The organism is Pedobacter sp. KBW01 (genome assembly GCF_003852395.1).
In the GTDB taxonomy this organism is placed as follows: Bacteria; Bacteroidota; Bacteroidia; order Sphingobacteriales; family Sphingobacteriaceae; genus Pedobacter.
This window is the reverse complement of the sequence record NZ_QAJQ01000002.1, coordinates 68302-84181: the sequence shown is the minus strand read 5'-3', so window position 1 is coordinate 84181 and position 15880 is coordinate 68302. Positions and strand designations below refer to the sequence as shown.

Sequence of the window (15880 nt, the reverse complement as noted above, 5' to 3'; positions counted from 1 at the left end):
ATTGAAGTGTTAAATTTCATCTTGTCTTGGTGTACTTTGTACACCGTAAAGTAGAAGATTATTTTTTTAAAATGCAAATGTTTTTTAATTTTTATTTCGAAATTTTTATTAAAACGTTTAAGTCTATGTAATAGCCGTATTTTTTGAATACGAATTAGATCGGTACTAAATTAGTATAATAATTATATGCGATTGTTCATTTGCGGTGATGCGGCCAATTTAAATTCTTCTTTCTGATAGTACAATATAGTATACATTTTAGCCGGATGTTTTGTAGAGGGGCTGGTCTTCTGGCCAGCGATTGCACTTGGATTTGACGAAAGAACGGTTTGGAAGAGCAGGTGCATAATTGTTGTTTAACGTTTTACTTAGTGTAATTTTAATATTTTTTTTGTCTTGTAAAACATGATGTAAATATCTGTAAATAAAATATTTACATAATAGTGTATTTGCTACAATATGTAAAAAATTAGCAATTAAAACTAGTTTTTGTGAGAGATAAGTATTTACCTTTGCTGTACTAACTTACTTATTGTTATGAGCAAAGAGAAACTGCAAACGCCAGATTTAAGCTATTTAAATCTAGGCGACAACGTTGCTGTAAAGTACCAATTATCTCCATCGGAATTAATTGAAGATGCATTATTGAATCAGGAAGGTACGCTGGCCTCATCAGGAGCACTGGCGGTTGATACCGGAAAGTTTACCGGACGTTCTCCTAAAGACCGGTTTATTGTTTGCGACAGCGTTACCGAAGACCAGGTATGGTGGGGAGATGTAAACATTAAAATCAGCCCGGAGAAGTTCGATCAGTTATTTTATAAGCTAACGGCTTATCTGGCTGATAAAACCATCTATGTTCGCGATTCTTCGGCATGCGCCAATCCAGATTATGATATTTCTATCCGGGTTATTACCGAAACAGCCTATCAGAATCTTTTTGCTCATCATTTATTTATCCGCCCTGAAGCACATCAGCTGGGAATCACACCCGAGTGGACCATTATTGCTGCGCCAGGTTTTCAGGCCGATCCTTCAATTGATGGTACACGTCAGGAAAATTTCTCTATTCTTAATTTTACGAAGAAAATGATCCTGATTGGCGGTACAGGTTATACCGGTGAAATTAAAAAAGGTATTTTCTCTGTACTGAATTTTATCCTGCCTGTATATAAGAATACACTTTCTATGCACTGTTCTGCCAATGTAGGCAAGGGTGGCGATACAGCTATATTCTTTGGTTTATCGGGTACTGGTAAAACAACACTTTCTGCCGATCCAGAAAGAGGTTTAATTGGTGATGACGAACATGGATGGGGTGCCAGTTCTGTATTTAATTTCGAAGGCGGCTGTTATGCTAAATGTGTAGATTTAACGCAAGAGAAAGAACCTCAGATATATAATGCTATAAGAACAGGGGCATTATTAGAAAATACCAACTTTTTTCCGGGAACAAAGGATGTAGATTACACCAATATCAATAAAACTGAAAATACCCGAGTAGCTTATCCAATTAATTACATTGATAATGCAATATTGCCATCAATAGCTGAAGTACCTAAAAATATTTTCTTTTTAACGGCTGATGCATTTGGGGTATTGCCTCCAATCTCTAAATTAAATGTAGAACAGGCCATGTTCCACTTTATGAGTGGGTACACAGCTAAAGTTGCGGGTACCGAAACCGGGGTGACTGAGCCTCAGTTAACATTCTCTGCCTGTTTTGGCAAGGCCTTCCTACCACTGCATCCTTCCAGATATGCAGCGTTATTAGGCGAAAAGATGGAAAAACACCAGGTAAATGTATGGCTGGTAAATACAGGGTGGACTGGCGGCGCTTATGGAATTGGTAAAAGAATGAAATTAAGCTATACACGCGCAATGATTACAGCGGCCTTAAACGGAGATTTAGACCATAATAAATATAAGCAGCATCACGTATTTAAATTGATGATGCCGCTAAGTTGTCCGGGGGTGCCAAACGAAATTTTAGATCCGTCTAAAACGTGGGACGACCAGGAAGAATACTTTTTAAAGGCCTTTGAGCTGGCCAATGCATTTACCGAAAATTTTAAGCAGTTTGAAGTGCCCAAAGTAGCAAAAAGGCACGACGAAGCGTTAAAATTATGTTAAATGTGCTTTAAAATGCATTTTTTGAGCAAAAAATTTGCAATTCGATTTTTTTTTAGTTTTTATTGTGAAAGAATTGCCTCCGGCTGAGGCAATTTTTTTGTTATATGCCCAACTGAGTTACCGTAAACTAAATGTTAAGTAACGATTTGATTGTTTATTGATTTATTAATTTGTAATTTAAAATCAATTTATAAATTTGTTTTTCGCAACAAAATCAGATAAGACACGTTGTGTGTATTACAAAAGAAATAATAGCTAAAAATTAAAAACAAGAACTAAAACTAAAATTCAAAAAAAAATGGCAAACGCACCAAAACCAACAACTGTTAAAAAAGAGAGCTCTTCTAGTGCTTCAAATGTATTTGCAACATTCGTTATTCCAATCTGTATCGTAATTGGATTCTGCGTTTGGAGATTCGTGTTCGGAGAAGGAACTAACTTTATTGATGGTGACAGAGAGAAATTACCTCTACCTGGAAACTACCTTGGAACAGCATACAAAGGAGGTCCTATCGTAGCGATCTTAGTTGGATTACTATTGGTAGTAATTGTATTCTCAATCGAGCGTCTAATCGTTATTGGTAAAGCAAGTGGAAAAACAAGCTTAGATAATTTCATCCGCAAAGTACAAGGCTTATTAAGCGCAGGAAACATCGAAGCTGCAAAAGCAGAGTGTGATAAACAACAAGGATCGGTTGCTAACGTAATCAAATCTGGTTTGAAAAAATATAGTGAAGTTGAAGCTGATACCAACATGGATGTTGAGCAATCAATCGTTGCTATCCAAAAAGATGTTGAAGAAGCTACAGCTTTAGAAATGCCAATGTTAGAGCAAAACTTAACTGTAATTGCAACTTTGGTATCAATTGGTACGTTAGTAGGTTTATTGGGTACTGTAACAGGTATGATCCGTGCATTCGCCGGTTTAGCAAACTCTGGTGCTCCAGATCAGTCAGCATTAGCGGTAGGTATCTCTGAGGCACTTATCAACACTGCAACAGGTATCTTGGTATCTACTGTAGCAATTATCATGTACAACGTATTAACTTCTAAAATTGATAAGTTAACTTACGCAATCGATGAAGCTGGTTTCAGCATCGTTCAAACATACGCTAGTTCGCATAAATAAGAATTTTGAAAAAATTTTTACCGGCTTTATGGAAAACCGGAAAAAAGATCATCATTATTAAAAACTAGTAAAATATTATGCCTAGAATTAAAGTTAAAAGAACAAGTACAGTAACAGATATGACTGCCATGTGTGATGTGGCATCATTGTTACTTACTTTCTTCATCTTAACTGCTACAGCAAGGCAACCAGAACCATTAGCCGTTTCTACTCCCTCATCTACGTATGAGTTTAAAGTGCCGGCTGAAAACAATGCGATTTTAACAATCGGACAAGGTAAGGTATTCTTCGAAGTAGCAGGTAATAAAGTAAGAGCAAGAACATTAGAACTAATGGGCGAACAGTACAGCGTAAAGTTTACACCTGAAGAAATTCAACGTTTCTCAGTAATCTCAACTTTCGGTGTGCCATTTGCCAGCTTAAAAGGATTTATCGCAATGGGCGGTTCTGATCGTATGAAACCAGGAGTACAAACTGGTATCCCTACAGATTCTACCGATAATCAGTTAAATTCATGGGTTCTAAATGCGCGTAAAGCAACTAAAGAAATCAATAATGCGGATATGCGTCTAAGTATCAAAGGTGATGCTAAAGAAGAATATCCGGTGGTTAAAAAGGTAGTTGACGTGCTTCAGAAGCAAGGAGTAAACAAATTTTTATTGGTTACTAACTCTGAAGCTAAAAAGAAATAAGAAATGGCAGAATTAAATACAGGCGGGAAGAAAGCCACACCAAGGGTTGATATGACTCCGATGGTGGATCTAATGTTTCTTTTGGTAACATTCTTTATCTTAACTACTTCAATATCTACGCCACAAGCAATGGATATTGCAAAACCAGATAAGAACGAGAAGTTACCTGAAAACAGATTAGAACTGAAAGCAAGTAAAACCATGACTATTTTATTGGGTAAAAAAGATAAAGTAGCCTGGTACATGGGAGTAGCTGGAGAAAGCGCACCAACAATTGAATCTGTAGATCAAGTAGGCGATGCTATTATAAAAAATAGAAAAACTGCTGATGCATCAGGAGTTGCAGGCGACTTTGTTGTATTGGTAAAACCAACAGCAGGTTCTACTTTCAAGAACTTTGTTGATATCATGGACGAATTGGAAATTCTTAAAGTTAAGGTCCGTCAAATCGATGACGATAACATTCTTGACAATGAGAAGCAAGCCATGAGAGATCAAGGAATTTTATAATCAATAAAACCAGTAGTTATGTCGAAGTTAGATATATTCAGAAAAGAATGGCTTGAGGTGGTTTTTGCGGATAAAAACAAAAACTATGGTGCATACCAATTGCGTAAAACCAATGGTGCTAACACCACAAAAGCTTTATTTATAGGCTCTGTAATATTTCTAGTGTTATTTTTCTCACCTAAAATCTATAGCCTTATTAAAGGTTCTATGGATCACCAGGACGAGCAGTTAAAAGCACAAGAAGTAATTTTAGCGCCACCACCACCAGTGGATCCAAAAACACCACCTCCACCACCGGTAGAGCCACCGCCACCGAAGGTAGATCAGGTGAAAATGCCACCTCCAATTGTAAAACCGGATATTGAGGTTCGTGATGAACCACCTACGGTTGAAAAGTTGAAAGAAGCTGATCCGGGTCAGAGAGATATTAAAGGTGATCCTACCGCTGATATCGTTATCGCTGAACCAGTAGGTGAAGGACCGAAAAGAGAAGCTGCTGTTGCAGTTGATGATAATAAAGTTTATGACTTTGTTAGTATCGAGAAACAACCAGAATATCCGGGAGGTATTGCGAAATTCTATAAATATTTGAGTGGAGCAATTAAATACCCGCCAATGGCACAAGAAAACAACGTACAAGGTAAAGTATTCTTATCTTTCGTTGTTGAGAAAGATGGTAAATTAACAGATATTCAGGTTACCCGCGGTTTGGGTAGCGGAACTGACGAAGAAGCCATCCGTGTATTGAAAGCTAGTCCACGTTGGAACCCAGGTATCCAAAATGGTAAGCCGGTAAGGGTAAAATACAACATCAACGTTAACTTTACATTGAACTAGTAGTAAATGTTAAATTTTGATATTTTTAAGCAAAAATCGCCTAAACAGCGGTTTTTGCTCATTTTAGGCCTAATCATGTTTGTTTTTTACCTGATTTTAGGCATTGCATTTATCTTTTATGAACCAATTGCACTTCGTTTAAATACTATTCCAACCTGGGGTAGGATTGCAATTGGTATCTTTTTGATTATTTATGCTTTTGTAAGATTATTAAGCCTTGGTAGGCGCGACTAAATCATTAATGAGAAACTTCCTTTTTATATTATTGGTACTTGCACTGGTATCTTGCAAGCGTAAGGGTAAAACCGAAGCAGTTAAGGAAACCCGTACAAGCGGTACACTTAAAATGCTGGTTGATGAAAGTGTTGGCCCGATTGTGCAAGATCAGATTGATATTTTTAGTCTGGATTATCCACAGGCAAAAATCGTGACTGTAGTTAAACCAGAAGAGAAACTTTTGCCAGCATTCCTGAATGATAGTGTAAGGGTAATTGTTCTGCCAAGATTATTAACCAAAGCAGAGGAGAAATATTATAACCAGCGGAATATCAAAATTAACACTTCACGGTTTGCAGTGGATGGTATTGCATTAATTACAAATCAAGGCAATATCGACAGTACAATTAACGTTAAAGATGTAATTGATATACTACAGGGGAAGAATTCAGATAAGAAATTGGTTTTTGATAACGCTTATTCAAGTACCTTTCAATATTTTAAAGAGCTGGCCAAAATCAGCCAGTTTCCGGCTACAGGAGTTTATTCTAAAAATTCAAGTAAAGAAGTAATTAAACTTATTGCAGAAGATAAGAAATTTATTGGTATTTTGGGCGTGAATTGGGTTACGGATCGAAATACAGAAGCGAGTGAATACCTTTCGCAAGTAAAGGTTTTAGGCGTGAAAAACCTAAAAGGGAAAATTGGCGACGATAAGTTTTATAAACCAACCCAGGATAATTTAATCAATGGTGTTTATCCTTTTTTAAGAAATATAAATATCATTGATTGTGAGGGTAGAAATGGTTTAGGCACAGGATTTGCAACATGGTTAAGAAGCCAAAGAGGACAGTTGATTGTACTTAAATCCGGACTTGGCCCACATAAACTAATGCCAAGAGAAATTAACCTGATAAAAGGAAATTAAATTAAAAATTATAAATTGAACCACGAAGTAATCTAAACCAGATACTTCATTTTTATTAAAAAAAACAGAATATCCGATGAAAATTTTAAAGAAAGCAATAACCTTAAATGTAGGTTTGGTGTTGATGGGTTCTGCAGTTTTTGCTCAAAATTTAAATGACGCGAAAAAAGCCATTGACGCGGAACAGTATCAAAAAGCATCATCAATGCTTAAGTCATTGGTGAGCTCAAAAGCATCAGATGGTGAAAATTATTACAATCTGGGTTTGGTTTATCTAAAAACTGGTTATATCGACTCTGCAAGAGCTGTATTTACCAAAGGCATTACTGCCGATCCTAAAAACAATTTAAACTTAATTGGTTTAGGTGAAGCTGATATGTTATCTAATGATCCAACTTCTGCTAAAACTAATTTTGATAAAGCAGTAGCTTTATCTCCGAAAGATTACAAAACTTATTTGTATATCGGAAAGGCCTATTTAGCGCAGGATAAACCAAGTGACGATGTATCTAAACCTGATTTTACCAATGCATTGGCTAACATTACCAAAGCAGATGAGTTAGATTCGAAAGATAAAGATGCTGAAGTATTTTTAGCACAAGGTGATGCCTATGCTCTACAAAAGAAAAACTCTGAAGCTTTAGGCCCATATTTTCGTGTAAACGATATTGATCCCACTAATAGAAGGGCTAAAACGCAGATTGGTAAAATGTACAAAGAGTCAAGAGCGTTTCCTGAAGGTGAAAAAGAATTACAAGACGTAATTGCTGCTGACGCAAATTATGGTCCGGCTTACCGCGAGTTAGGTGAGTTATACTTACAGTGGAGTAGCTTTGGCGTTGATAAGGAAAAAGCAGCTAAAGGTATTGAGAACTACAAAAAATATCTTGATTTAACTGATAAATCTTTAGAATCTCAGTTGCGTTACGCGCAGTTCTTGTTTTATGCTAAAGACTACAAAACGTTAGAGCAAGTAGCTACTTCATTACAAGTACCTGCAAATGATCCTAAAAGTACAGTAGTATCTAGGATGAAAGGTTGGGCTGCCTATGAAAATGGTAACTATCCTCAGGCTTTAACAAGCTTAACAGAGTTTTTTGCCAAAGAAAAAGATAAATCAAAAATTTTAGGTAACGATTATCTTTATTTAGGTAAAGCACAGTTAAAGTCAGGTCAAGATAGTTTAGCTGTACTTAATATTATTGAAGCAGCTAAAAAAGATTCTACAAATGCTGATGCTTTAGCAGAGGCAGCTAAAAGTTTATACGATGCTAAGAAGTTTGCTAAATCAGCAGATGTTTATGAATTAGCCTCGAAATATAATCCAAACGGTAAGGGATCTTTATATAACTATTTGTATATAGGAATAAATAGATTTATGGAATCTTATACTTTAAAGCGTGATAAGAAACCAATGAACTTGCAAGGTTTAATCAAAGGTGATTCTGCACTTAGTCATTTGTCTCAAGTATATCCAGATTTAGCACAGTCGTATCTTTTTAGAGCACGAATTAATGATTACATTGATCAAATTCAGAACAGTGGATCTCCTAAAGGTTTAATGATTCCATTTTACGAAAAGTATATTGTTTCAGTAAAACCTGAAGAACAAGCCGCTGCTAAAAACAATTTGGTTGAGTCTTACAGATTGCTAGGTTCTTGGTATGCTGATAAAGACAAAGCTAAAGCAATTGATTACTTAAATAAATGTCTTGCTTTAGATCCTACTGATAGTTATGCAACAACTAAATTAAAAGAGTTGACTGGTGCAGCAGCTAAGCCAAAAGGCAAATAATTTTAAAGTTAAATAATTTAGAAAAGGCAGAGTTTGGTTACTCTGCCTTTTTCTTTTACTTTTGCATCACAAAATAAAAATTATGCAAGCGCAAAGTTCCTCTATAGATTTTTTACCAATTATATTTCAAGTAATTGTTGCTTTAGGTTTTGTGGTAACCACCCTGGTTGCTACCCATTTATTAGGCCCAAAACGTAAAACAGCCGATAAATTAGAAACCTTCGAAGCGGGTATTAAAAGTGTGGGTAACGCACGTCAGCCTTTCTCTATTAAATATTTCGTAGTAGCTATACTGTTCGTTTTGTTCGATGTAGAGGTTATTTTTATGTATCCATGGGCTGTTAATTTCCGCGCGTTAAAAATGGATGGTATGATAGAGATGTTCATTTTTATGGGCACTTTATTGCTTGGGTTTATTTATGTGATCAAGAAAAAAGTATTAGACTGGAACTAATCAGTTAACAGTTTTCAATTCACAATTAGCAGTTAATAACTTACGATTTTATTAACTGTAAACTGAAAGTTACCAACCGCAAACCAGACGTGTATCACTTACACTATGTACAACTCCTTTTTAGTTATTTAGAAAGGTTCTAAATCTGGTAAAGCTAGTTCAATTGCCTTTTAAATATTGTAAATTTGTTGCTCATTCTGCAAAGGGATGAGCATTTTTTGTTTATAAACATGAGTGAAATTAATATAGTTGATGCGCCTCCAGGAACCGAAGGGCCTGGCTATTTTGCCACCTCTTTAGATAAAGTGATTGGTTTGGCCCGCTCAAATTCATTATGGCCATTGCCATTCGCAACTTCGTGCTGTGGAATCGAATTTATGGCTACAATGGGTTCTCACTACGATTTAGGTCGTTTCGGTGCAGAGCGCTTAAGTTTTTCTCCCCGTCAGGCCGATGTTTTAATGGTTATGGGTACCATCGCAAAAAAGATGGCTCCGGTATTAAAGCAAGTATATATCCAGATGGCAGAGCCACGTTGGGTAATGGCTGTTGGTGCCTGTGCAAGTAGCGGTGGTATTTTTGATACCTATTCTGTTTTGCAGGGTATTGATGAGGTGATTCCGGTGGATGTTTACGTTCCGGGCTGTCCGCCAAGACCAGAAGCCATTTTGGATGGTTTTCAGCGCATTCAGGATTTGGTTAAAAACGAATCGGGCAGAAGAAGAAATTCTGATTATTACAAAGAACTTTTAGGTCAATACGGTATTAAATAATGGAAGAAACGACACTAAATAATACTATCCTGGCAAAACTTAGCGAAAAGTTTGGCGAAAAAGTAACTGCGGTTGCTGAGCCTTATGGTTTGCTCACTTTTGCAACAACAAAAGATGTAATCATCAACGTATTGTCGTTCCTTAAAAACGATTTAAAATTTAACTTCTTAACTGATATTACAGCGGTTCATTATCCGGGTAAAGATCATGGCATTGCAGTGGTTTACCATTTGCACAACATGGTGGAGAAAGTTAGGATCAGGGTTAAAGTTTTTATTTCAGAGCAAAATCCAACCATTCCTACTGCGACAACGGTATGGAAAGGTGCTAACTGGATGGAGCGCGAAACTTATGATTTGTTTGGGGTTAAGTTTGAAGGACACCCTGATTTACGCCGTATTTTAAATATGGACGATTTAGGCGTTCACCCAATGTTGAAACAATATCCATTGGAAGACCCGAACAGAGTAGATAAAAAAGACGAATTTTTTGGAAGGTAATTTTATGAATCATAACCATCCGGTATTTACAGATAACGACCCGCAAAGTGAGCTGGTAACCTTAAACTTAGGTCCAACACACCCTGCAACCCACGGCGTTTTTCAGAACGTTTTGCAATTAGATGGCGAACGTATTGTAAGCGGCGTTTCAACTATTGGGTATATTCACCGTGCTTTCGAAAAGATTGCCGAACACCGCCCATTTTATCAGATTACTCCACTTACCGACCGTTTAAACTATTGTTCTTCGCCTATTAACAATATGGGCTGGCACATGACGGTTGAAAAGTTGTTGAATATCCAGATGCCAAAACGTGTAGATTACCTGCGCGTAATTGTAATGGAGCTTTCGCGTATTGCCGATCACATTATCTGTAACACGATTATTGGTCAGGATACCGGAGCAACAACTACTTTCCTTTATCTTTTCCAGTTCCGTGAGCACATTTACGAAATTTTTGAAGAGGTTTGCGGAGCGCGTTTAACAACAAACATTGGCCGTATTGGTGGTTTTGAAAGAGATTTCAATGATATCGCCTTTGCCAAAATCAATAAGTTTTTAAAGGAGTTTCCCGTAGCTTTAAGAGAGTTCGAAAATCTGTTAACCCGTAACCGCATCTTTATTGATAGGACTGCCGGTGTTGCAGAGGTAACCAAAGAAACTGCATTGGAGTATAGCTGGACTGGACCGCTTTTACGTGCTACTGGTGTAGATTATGATGTTCGTGTAAGCGATCCATATTCTTCTTATCAGGATTTCGATTTCGAAGTTCCGGTAGGTACAAGTGGCGATATTTACGACAGGTATTTGGTTCGTAACGAAGAAATGTGGCAAAGTGTGCGCATTATTGAGCAGGCTTTAGAAAAATTGAAATCAGAAGAAAAAGGTATTTTCCATGCTGATGTTCCTGATTTCTATCTTCCTCCAAAACAAGAAGTATACAACAATATGGAAGCATTAATCTATCACTTTAAAATTGTGATGGGCGAAATTGATGCACCAAAAGCAGAGGTTTATCATGCTGTAGAAGGTGGTAACGGCGAATTAGGTTTCTATCTGATCAATGATGGAGGACGTACCCCGTACCGTTTACACTTCCGCAGACCAAGTTTTATAAATTACCAGATGTTTGCGCCAATGAGCGAGGGCATGTTATTGTCTGATGCCATCATCAACATGAGTAGTATGAACATTATTGCAGGAGAATTAGATGCTTAAAGTAGAAGAACAAACACCTGTAACGTTTTCATCAGAATTGCTGGCCAAATTTGATGAAATAAAAAGCCGTTATCCGGAAGGAAAACAAAAATCAGCTTTGCTACCATTATTACACCTGGTGCAGGCCGAATTTCTTTGGGTTCCAACGTCGGCGATGGATCAAGTTGCTGCGTATTTAAATATTCAGCCAATTGAAGTGTACGAGGTAGCAACATTTTATACCATGTACTTTTTAAAACCACAAGGTAAATACGCTTTGGAGGTTTGCCGTACAGGACCTTGCTGCCTGGTAGGTGCAGAAAAAATATTAAGCCACTTAGAAGATAAGTTAGGCGTAAAAGAAGGAGAAGTAACCGCCGATGGCCTTTTCAGCTTTAGAGGAGTTGAATGTTTGGCAGCCTGCGGTTTCGGTCCGGTGTTACAAATTAGCCCGGAATATACTTTCTACGAAAACCTAACTACCGAAAGTGTAGATAAACTGATTGAAGATTTGAAAAATAAGTCCTAAGTCGCAAGTCTTAAGTCGGGAGTCAATTTAGACTCAAGACTATGGATTATTGACTACAGACTATAGACTAATTAAAATGTCTCGAAAACTGTTACTTGAGCATATAAACGTACCAGGCATCAACACACTTGAAGTCTATCGCCAAAAAGGTGGGTACCGTGCCGTAGAAAAAGCCCTTAAAACTTTAACACCTGAAGAGATTGTTGAAGAAGTTAAGAAATCAGGCTTACGCGGTCGTGGTGGTGCAGGTTTCCCAACGGGAATGAAATGGAGCTTTTTGGCTAAGCCAGAAGGTGTTGCACGTTATCTGGTGTGTAATGCTGATGAGTCTGAGCCGGGAACTTTTAAAGACCGTTATCTGATGAATTACATTCCGCATGCTTTGATTGAAGGAATGATTGTTTCGAGTTTTGCTTTAGGCGCTAAGGTTTCATACATCTACGTTCGTGGAGAGATGATGCCTCAGATCCGTATACTAGAAAAAGCAATTGCTGAGGCAAAAGCTGCAGGATGGTTAGGTAAAAACATTTTAGGAACCGGTTACGATTTAGAATTATATGTTCAGCCTGGTGGTGGTGCTTACATTTGTGGTGAAGAAACCGCTTTGTTAGAATCTCTTGAAGGCAAAAGGGGGAACCCACGTATTAAACCACCTTTCCCTGCAATTGCTGGTTTATATGGCTGCCCTACGGTGGTTAATAACGTAGAATCGATAGCAGCTGTAGTGCCAATTATCAATGATGGAGGTGATGAATATGCTAAAATTGGCATTGGCAGAAGTACAGGTACCAAATTAATATCAGCATCAGGTAATTTAGTAAAACCTGGTGTTTACGAAATTGAATTAGGTTTGCCTGTAGAAGAATTTATCTATTCTGACGAGTATTGCGGTGGTATCGCCAATGGAAAACGCCTGAAAGCAACAGTCGCAGGTGGTTCGTCGGTGCCAATCTTACCGGCTAATTTAACTTTAAAATACGCCAACGGCGAGCCTCGTTTAATGAGTTACGAATCATTATCAGAAGGTGGATTTGCTACTGGAACAATGTTGGGGTCGGGCGGCTTTATAGCTTTTGATGAAGATCAGTGTATTGTTCGCAATACCTGGAATTTCTCGCGTTTCTATCACCACGAAAGTTGCGGACAATGTTCGCCATGCCGTGAAGGTACTGGCTGGATGGAAAAAATCCTTCACAAAATCGAACATGGACATGGAAGCATGGAAGATGTTGATTTATTGTGGGATGTTCAACGTAAAATTGAAGGAAACACGATTTGCCCGTTAGGTGATGCAGCTGCATGGCCTGTAGCAAGTGCTATTCGTCATTTCAGAGATGAATTTGAATGGCACATTAAAGAGCCGGTTAAAAGCCAGAGCCAAAATTATGGTATTGCAAATTATGCAACGCCGATTGAAAAGGCTCCTGTAACAGAAGAAAAATAAAATCGCACAGGTTCGTATCTTCACGAAACGAAAGCTAAATAAATACAATTGGTTTGTGTTGACACAAGCCAAGAAGAAAATAAAAGATTATCATTAACCATGAGTGAAAAAGTTAAGGTTACGATAGACGGGATAACTGTAGAGGTTGATAACGGAACCACCATCCTGAATGCTGCAAGGCAAATTGGAGGTGACATTGTTCCGCCTGCCATGTGCTATTATTCTAAGTTGCAAGGCAGTGGTGGTAAATGCCGTACCTGTATTGTTAAGGTAACAAAAGGTTCGGAGAAAGATCCACGCCCAATGCCAAAATTGGTTGCTTCTTGCCGTACAACTGTAATGGATGGGATGGAAGTGCTTAATATTACTTCGCCGGAGGTTTTAGAAGCACGAGCCGGTGTTGTAGAGATCTTATTGATTAACCACCCATTAGATTGTCCTGTTTGCGATCAGGCAGGAGAGTGCGATTTACAGAATTTAGGTTACGAGCACGGTTTGCAAAAAACACGTTATGAGTTTGAGCGCCGTACTTTCGAACGTATTGATATTGGCGATAAAATTCAGCTGCACATGAACCGTTGTATTCTGTGCTATCGTTGTGTTTTCACCGCCGATCAGATTACGAATAAACGTGTTCACGGTATTTTAAACCGTGGCGACCATTCAGAAATTTCTACCTATATCCAGCAAGCGGTTGATAACGATTTCTCGGGAAACGTAATTGATGTTTGCCCTGTTGGTGCTTTAACTGATAAAACTTTCCGTTTCAAAAACCGTGTTTGGTTTACCAAACCAGTTGATGCACACCGCAATTGCGATCATGAAAAATGCAACGGTAAAGTAACACTTTGGTATAAAGGAGAAGATGTGATTCGTGTTACTGCACGTAAAGATCAGTTTGGTGAAGTGGAAGAATTTATCTGCAATACCTGCCGTTTCGATAAAAAAGCTACATCCGATTGGACAATCGAACATCCAACACATATTGATGATACTTCGGTAATTGCATCTAACCACTACGAAACATTAAAACCATTGCCGGTAATTAAGCCAAATGCAGCATTACAGGCAGCGAATGAAATTGAATTACATAAAACAGTTAAATACTAATGGATACAGGTTTTATCATAGAAAAATTTATTCTGGTAGCGGTAATTTTCGGTATCAGTTTGGTAATTGCCATGTATTCTACCTATGCTGAACGTAAGGTTGCTGCATTTTTGCAAGATCGTTTAGGCCCGGATAGAGCTGGTCCCTTTGGTATTTTACAACCTTTGGCTGATGGTGTGAAGATGTTTATGAAAGAGGAGATTATCCCAACTTCATCAAACCGTTTCTTATTTATTGCCGGGCCGGGTTTAGCTTTACTTTGTGCCTGTATTGGTACAGCAGTAATTCCATGGGGCAATCCAATTGAAATTGGTGGCAAAATCATTCCATTACAGGTTACAGATATCAACGTAGGTGTTTTATATATCTTCGGTGTGGTTTCTTTAGGTGTTTATGGTGTGATGATTGGTGGATGGGCATCTAATAACAAATACTCTTTGTTAAGTGCAATTCGTGCAGCGTCACAAAATATCAGCTACGAGATCGCAATGGGATTATCGATCATTGCTTTGTTACTTGTAACAAACTCTCTAAGTTTAAAAGAAATTGTAAGTAAACAACATGGTTTTTGGGAAAATGGCTGGTTTACCTGGTATTTCTTTAAACAACCACTAGGGTTTCTCATTTTCATGGTATGTTCTTTTGCCGAGACCAACCGTGCACCATTCGATTTACCAGAATGTGAAACGGAGTTGATTGGTGGTTATCACACGGAATATTCGTCAATGAAATTAGGGTTCTACCTCTTTGCAGAGTACATCAACATGTTTGTATCATCTGCAGTAATGGCGACACTATATTTTGGTGGTTTTAACTATCCGTTTATGGATCTGGCAGCGACTCATTGGGGAGCGAATTGGGCGTCCATCATCGGTGTGATCATTTTCTTTGGAAAAATATGCGGATTCATTTTCTTCTTCATGTGGGTGCGCTGGACTATCCCGCGTTTCCGTTACGATCAATTGATGAATTTAGGCTGGAAAGGATTAATTCCTTTAGCCATTGCCAACATTATAATAACTGGAATTGTGATTGCGATTATTGAGAAGTTTTAATTATGGAATCATTAAGTAATAAGAAAAAAGTACTGGAACAAAAGCCACTGAACTTTATGGAGCGGATGTACCTTCCGGCAATCGTAAAGGGAATGGGCATCACCATTAGCCACTTATTCAAAAAAGAGGCTACAGTAAGATATCCGGAAGTAGAACGTGAATTCTCAACCAACTTTAGGGGGATGCACTCGCTAAAGCGTGATGAAAACGGTAAAGAGCGTTGTACTGCCTGCGGTTTGTGTGCTTTATCTTGCCCGGCCGAAGCAATTACTATGATTGCTGCAGAACGTAAGCCAGAAGAAAAACATTTATACCGTGAAGAAAAGTATGCTGCAACTTATGAAATTAACATGTTGCGTTGCATTTTCTGTGGATTATGTGAAGAAGCTTGCCCGAAAGAGGCTATTTATTTAGACGGACCGATTGTGCCTGCTGATTATTTACGTAAAGATTTTATTTACGGGAAAGACAAACTGGTAGAGGCTCCGTTGGAAATGAAAAAATAATACCTCGGTTCGTGTCTTCACGAATCGAAATATAAATACTGGTTTGTGATGACACAAACTATGGACATAAA

16 protein-coding genes are annotated in these 15880 nt (G+C 37.9%); all 16 read left to right on the top strand.

The features are described from left to right. Positions 1 to 537 precede the first annotated feature (537 nt). The 16 genes from pckA to DBR40_RS01395 all read left to right on the top strand — a co-directional run bounded on the left by pckA (position 538) and on the right by DBR40_RS01395 (position 15809). Positions 538 to 2133, top strand: coding sequence for a phosphoenolpyruvate carboxykinase (ATP) (gene pckA / locus DBR40_RS01475; RefSeq protein WP_124558037.1), 1596 nt, complete (start codon positions 538 to 540; stop codon positions 2131 to 2133). 298 nt (positions 2134 to 2431) lie between these two features. Next, a complete protein-coding gene (locus DBR40_RS01470; protein ID WP_124558036.1) occupies positions 2432 to 3262 on the top strand; it encodes a MotA/TolQ/ExbB proton channel family protein in 831 nt (276 codons plus the stop codon). Positions 3263 to 3339: 77 nt separating this feature from the next. Next, positions 3340 to 3954: a biopolymer transporter ExbD gene (locus tag DBR40_RS01465; RefSeq protein ID WP_124558035.1), complete on the top strand. Its 615-nt coding sequence runs from the start codon at positions 3340 to 3342 to the stop codon at positions 3952 to 3954. Between the two features lie 3 nt (positions 3955 to 3957). Next, positions 3958 to 4464, top strand: a complete 507-nt coding sequence (locus DBR40_RS01460) for an ExbD/TolR family protein (protein WP_124558034.1) — start codon at positions 3958 to 3960, stop codon at positions 4462 to 4464. 18 nt (positions 4465 to 4482) lie between these two features. Next, positions 4483 to 5301 (top strand): energy transducer TonB, encoded by an 819-nt coding sequence (locus DBR40_RS01455; protein ID WP_124558033.1) that lies wholly within the window; start codon positions 4483 to 4485, stop codon positions 5299 to 5301. Positions 5302 to 5542: 241 nt separating this feature from the next. Further along, positions 5543 to 6445, top strand: a complete 903-nt coding sequence (locus DBR40_RS01445; protein ID WP_124558031.1) for a PstS family phosphate ABC transporter substrate-binding protein — start codon at positions 5543 to 5545, stop codon at positions 6443 to 6445. A 76-nt stretch (positions 6446 to 6521) separates the two neighbouring features. Next, positions 6522 to 8240: a tetratricopeptide repeat protein gene (locus DBR40_RS01440; protein WP_124558030.1), complete on the top strand. Its 1719-nt coding sequence runs from the start codon at positions 6522 to 6524 to the stop codon at positions 8238 to 8240. A gap of 82 nt (positions 8241 to 8322) precedes the next feature. Further along, positions 8323 to 8694, top strand: coding sequence for an NADH-quinone oxidoreductase subunit A (locus DBR40_RS01435; protein WP_113949920.1), 372 nt, complete (start codon positions 8323 to 8325; stop codon positions 8692 to 8694). A 230-nt stretch (positions 8695 to 8924) separates the two neighbouring features. Further along, on the top strand, positions 8925 to 9467 hold the full coding sequence (locus tag DBR40_RS01430) for an NADH-quinone oxidoreductase subunit B (protein ID WP_039472971.1): 543 nt from the start codon (positions 8925 to 8927) through the stop codon (positions 9465 to 9467). Beyond that, positions 9467 to 9967 (top strand): NADH-quinone oxidoreductase subunit C, encoded by a 501-nt coding sequence (locus DBR40_RS01425; protein WP_039472972.1) that lies wholly within the window; start codon positions 9467 to 9469, stop codon positions 9965 to 9967. Before DBR40_RS01430 ends, DBR40_RS01425 begins: the two co-directional genes overlap by 1 nt. Before the next feature lie 4 nt (positions 9968 to 9971). Further along, positions 9972 to 11186, top strand: coding sequence for an NADH-quinone oxidoreductase subunit D (locus tag DBR40_RS01420; RefSeq protein ID WP_124558029.1), 1215 nt, complete (start codon positions 9972 to 9974; stop codon positions 11184 to 11186). Then, the gene (nuoE, locus tag DBR40_RS01415) at positions 11179 to 11694 is read left to right on the top strand and encodes a complex I 24 kDa subunit family protein (RefSeq protein ID WP_124558028.1); all 516 of its coding nucleotides are present in this window, start codon (positions 11179 to 11181) and stop codon (positions 11692 to 11694) included. The genes DBR40_RS01420 and nuoE overlap by 8 nt, the downstream gene beginning before the upstream one ends. 76 nt (positions 11695 to 11770) lie before the next feature. Continuing rightward, the gene (gene nuoF / locus DBR40_RS01410; protein ID WP_124558027.1) at positions 11771 to 13138 is read left to right on the top strand and encodes an NADH-quinone oxidoreductase subunit NuoF; all 1368 of its coding nucleotides are present in this window, start codon (positions 11771 to 11773) and stop codon (positions 13136 to 13138) included. A 99-nt stretch (positions 13139 to 13237) separates the two neighbouring features. Then, complete coding sequence (locus tag DBR40_RS01405) at positions 13238 to 14248, top strand: 2Fe-2S iron-sulfur cluster-binding protein (protein ID WP_124558026.1); 1011 nt, start codon at positions 13238 to 13240, stop codon at positions 14246 to 14248. After that, positions 14248 to 15303 (top strand): NADH-quinone oxidoreductase subunit NuoH, encoded by a 1056-nt coding sequence (gene nuoH, locus DBR40_RS01400; protein WP_124558025.1) that lies wholly within the window; start codon positions 14248 to 14250, stop codon positions 15301 to 15303. Before DBR40_RS01405 ends, nuoH begins: the two co-directional genes overlap by 1 nt. A gap of 2 nt (positions 15304 to 15305) precedes the next feature. Then, on the top strand, positions 15306 to 15809 hold the full coding sequence (locus DBR40_RS01395; RefSeq protein WP_124558024.1) for a NuoI/complex I 23 kDa subunit family protein: 504 nt from the start codon (positions 15306 to 15308) through the stop codon (positions 15807 to 15809). Positions 15810 to 15880: the final 71 nt, after the last annotated feature.

Excerpts from the sequence above, each read along its gene's own strand:
- DBR40_RS01460 (WP_124558034.1), top strand. The coding sequence starts at position 3,958 with ATGGCAGAATTAAATACAGGCGGGAAGAAAGCCACACCAAGGGTTGAT.
- pckA (WP_124558037.1), top strand. The coding sequence starts at position 538 with ATGAGCAAAGAGAAACTGCAAACGCCAGATTTAAGCTATTTAAATCTA.
- DBR40_RS01465 (WP_124558035.1), top strand. The coding sequence starts at position 3,340 with ATGCCTAGAATTAAAGTTAAAAGAACAAGTACAGTAACAGATATGACT.
- DBR40_RS01455 (WP_124558033.1), top strand. The coding sequence starts at position 4,483 with ATGTCGAAGTTAGATATATTCAGAAAAGAATGGCTTGAGGTGGTTTTT.
- DBR40_RS01445 (WP_124558031.1), top strand. The coding sequence starts at position 5,543 with ATGAGAAACTTCCTTTTTATATTATTGGTACTTGCACTGGTATCTTGC.
- DBR40_RS01435 (WP_113949920.1), top strand. The coding sequence starts at position 8,323 with ATGCAAGCGCAAAGTTCCTCTATAGATTTTTTACCAATTATATTTCAA.
- DBR40_RS01425 (WP_039472972.1), top strand. The coding sequence starts at position 9,467 with ATGGAAGAAACGACACTAAATAATACTATCCTGGCAAAACTTAGCGAA.
- nuoF (WP_124558027.1), top strand. The coding sequence starts at position 11,771 with ATGTCTCGAAAACTGTTACTTGAGCATATAAACGTACCAGGCATCAAC.
- DBR40_RS01440 (WP_124558030.1), top strand. The coding sequence starts at position 6,522 with ATGAAAATTTTAAAGAAAGCAATAACCTTAAATGTAGGTTTGGTGTTG.
- DBR40_RS01405 (WP_124558026.1), top strand. The coding sequence starts at position 13,238 with ATGAGTGAAAAAGTTAAGGTTACGATAGACGGGATAACTGTAGAGGTT.
- DBR40_RS01470 (WP_124558036.1), top strand. The coding sequence starts at position 2,432 with ATGGCAAACGCACCAAAACCAACAACTGTTAAAAAAGAGAGCTCTTCT.
- nuoH (WP_124558025.1), top strand. The coding sequence starts at position 14,248 with ATGGATACAGGTTTTATCATAGAAAAATTTATTCTGGTAGCGGTAATT.
- DBR40_RS01430 (WP_039472971.1), top strand. The coding sequence starts at position 8,925 with ATGAGTGAAATTAATATAGTTGATGCGCCTCCAGGAACCGAAGGGCCT.
- DBR40_RS01395 (WP_124558024.1), top strand. The coding sequence starts at position 15,306 with ATGGAATCATTAAGTAATAAGAAAAAAGTACTGGAACAAAAGCCACTG.
- nuoE (WP_124558028.1), top strand. The coding sequence starts at position 11,179 with ATGCTTAAAGTAGAAGAACAAACACCTGTAACGTTTTCATCAGAATTG.
- DBR40_RS01420 (WP_124558029.1), top strand. The coding sequence starts at position 9,972 with ATGAATCATAACCATCCGGTATTTACAGATAACGACCCGCAAAGTGAG.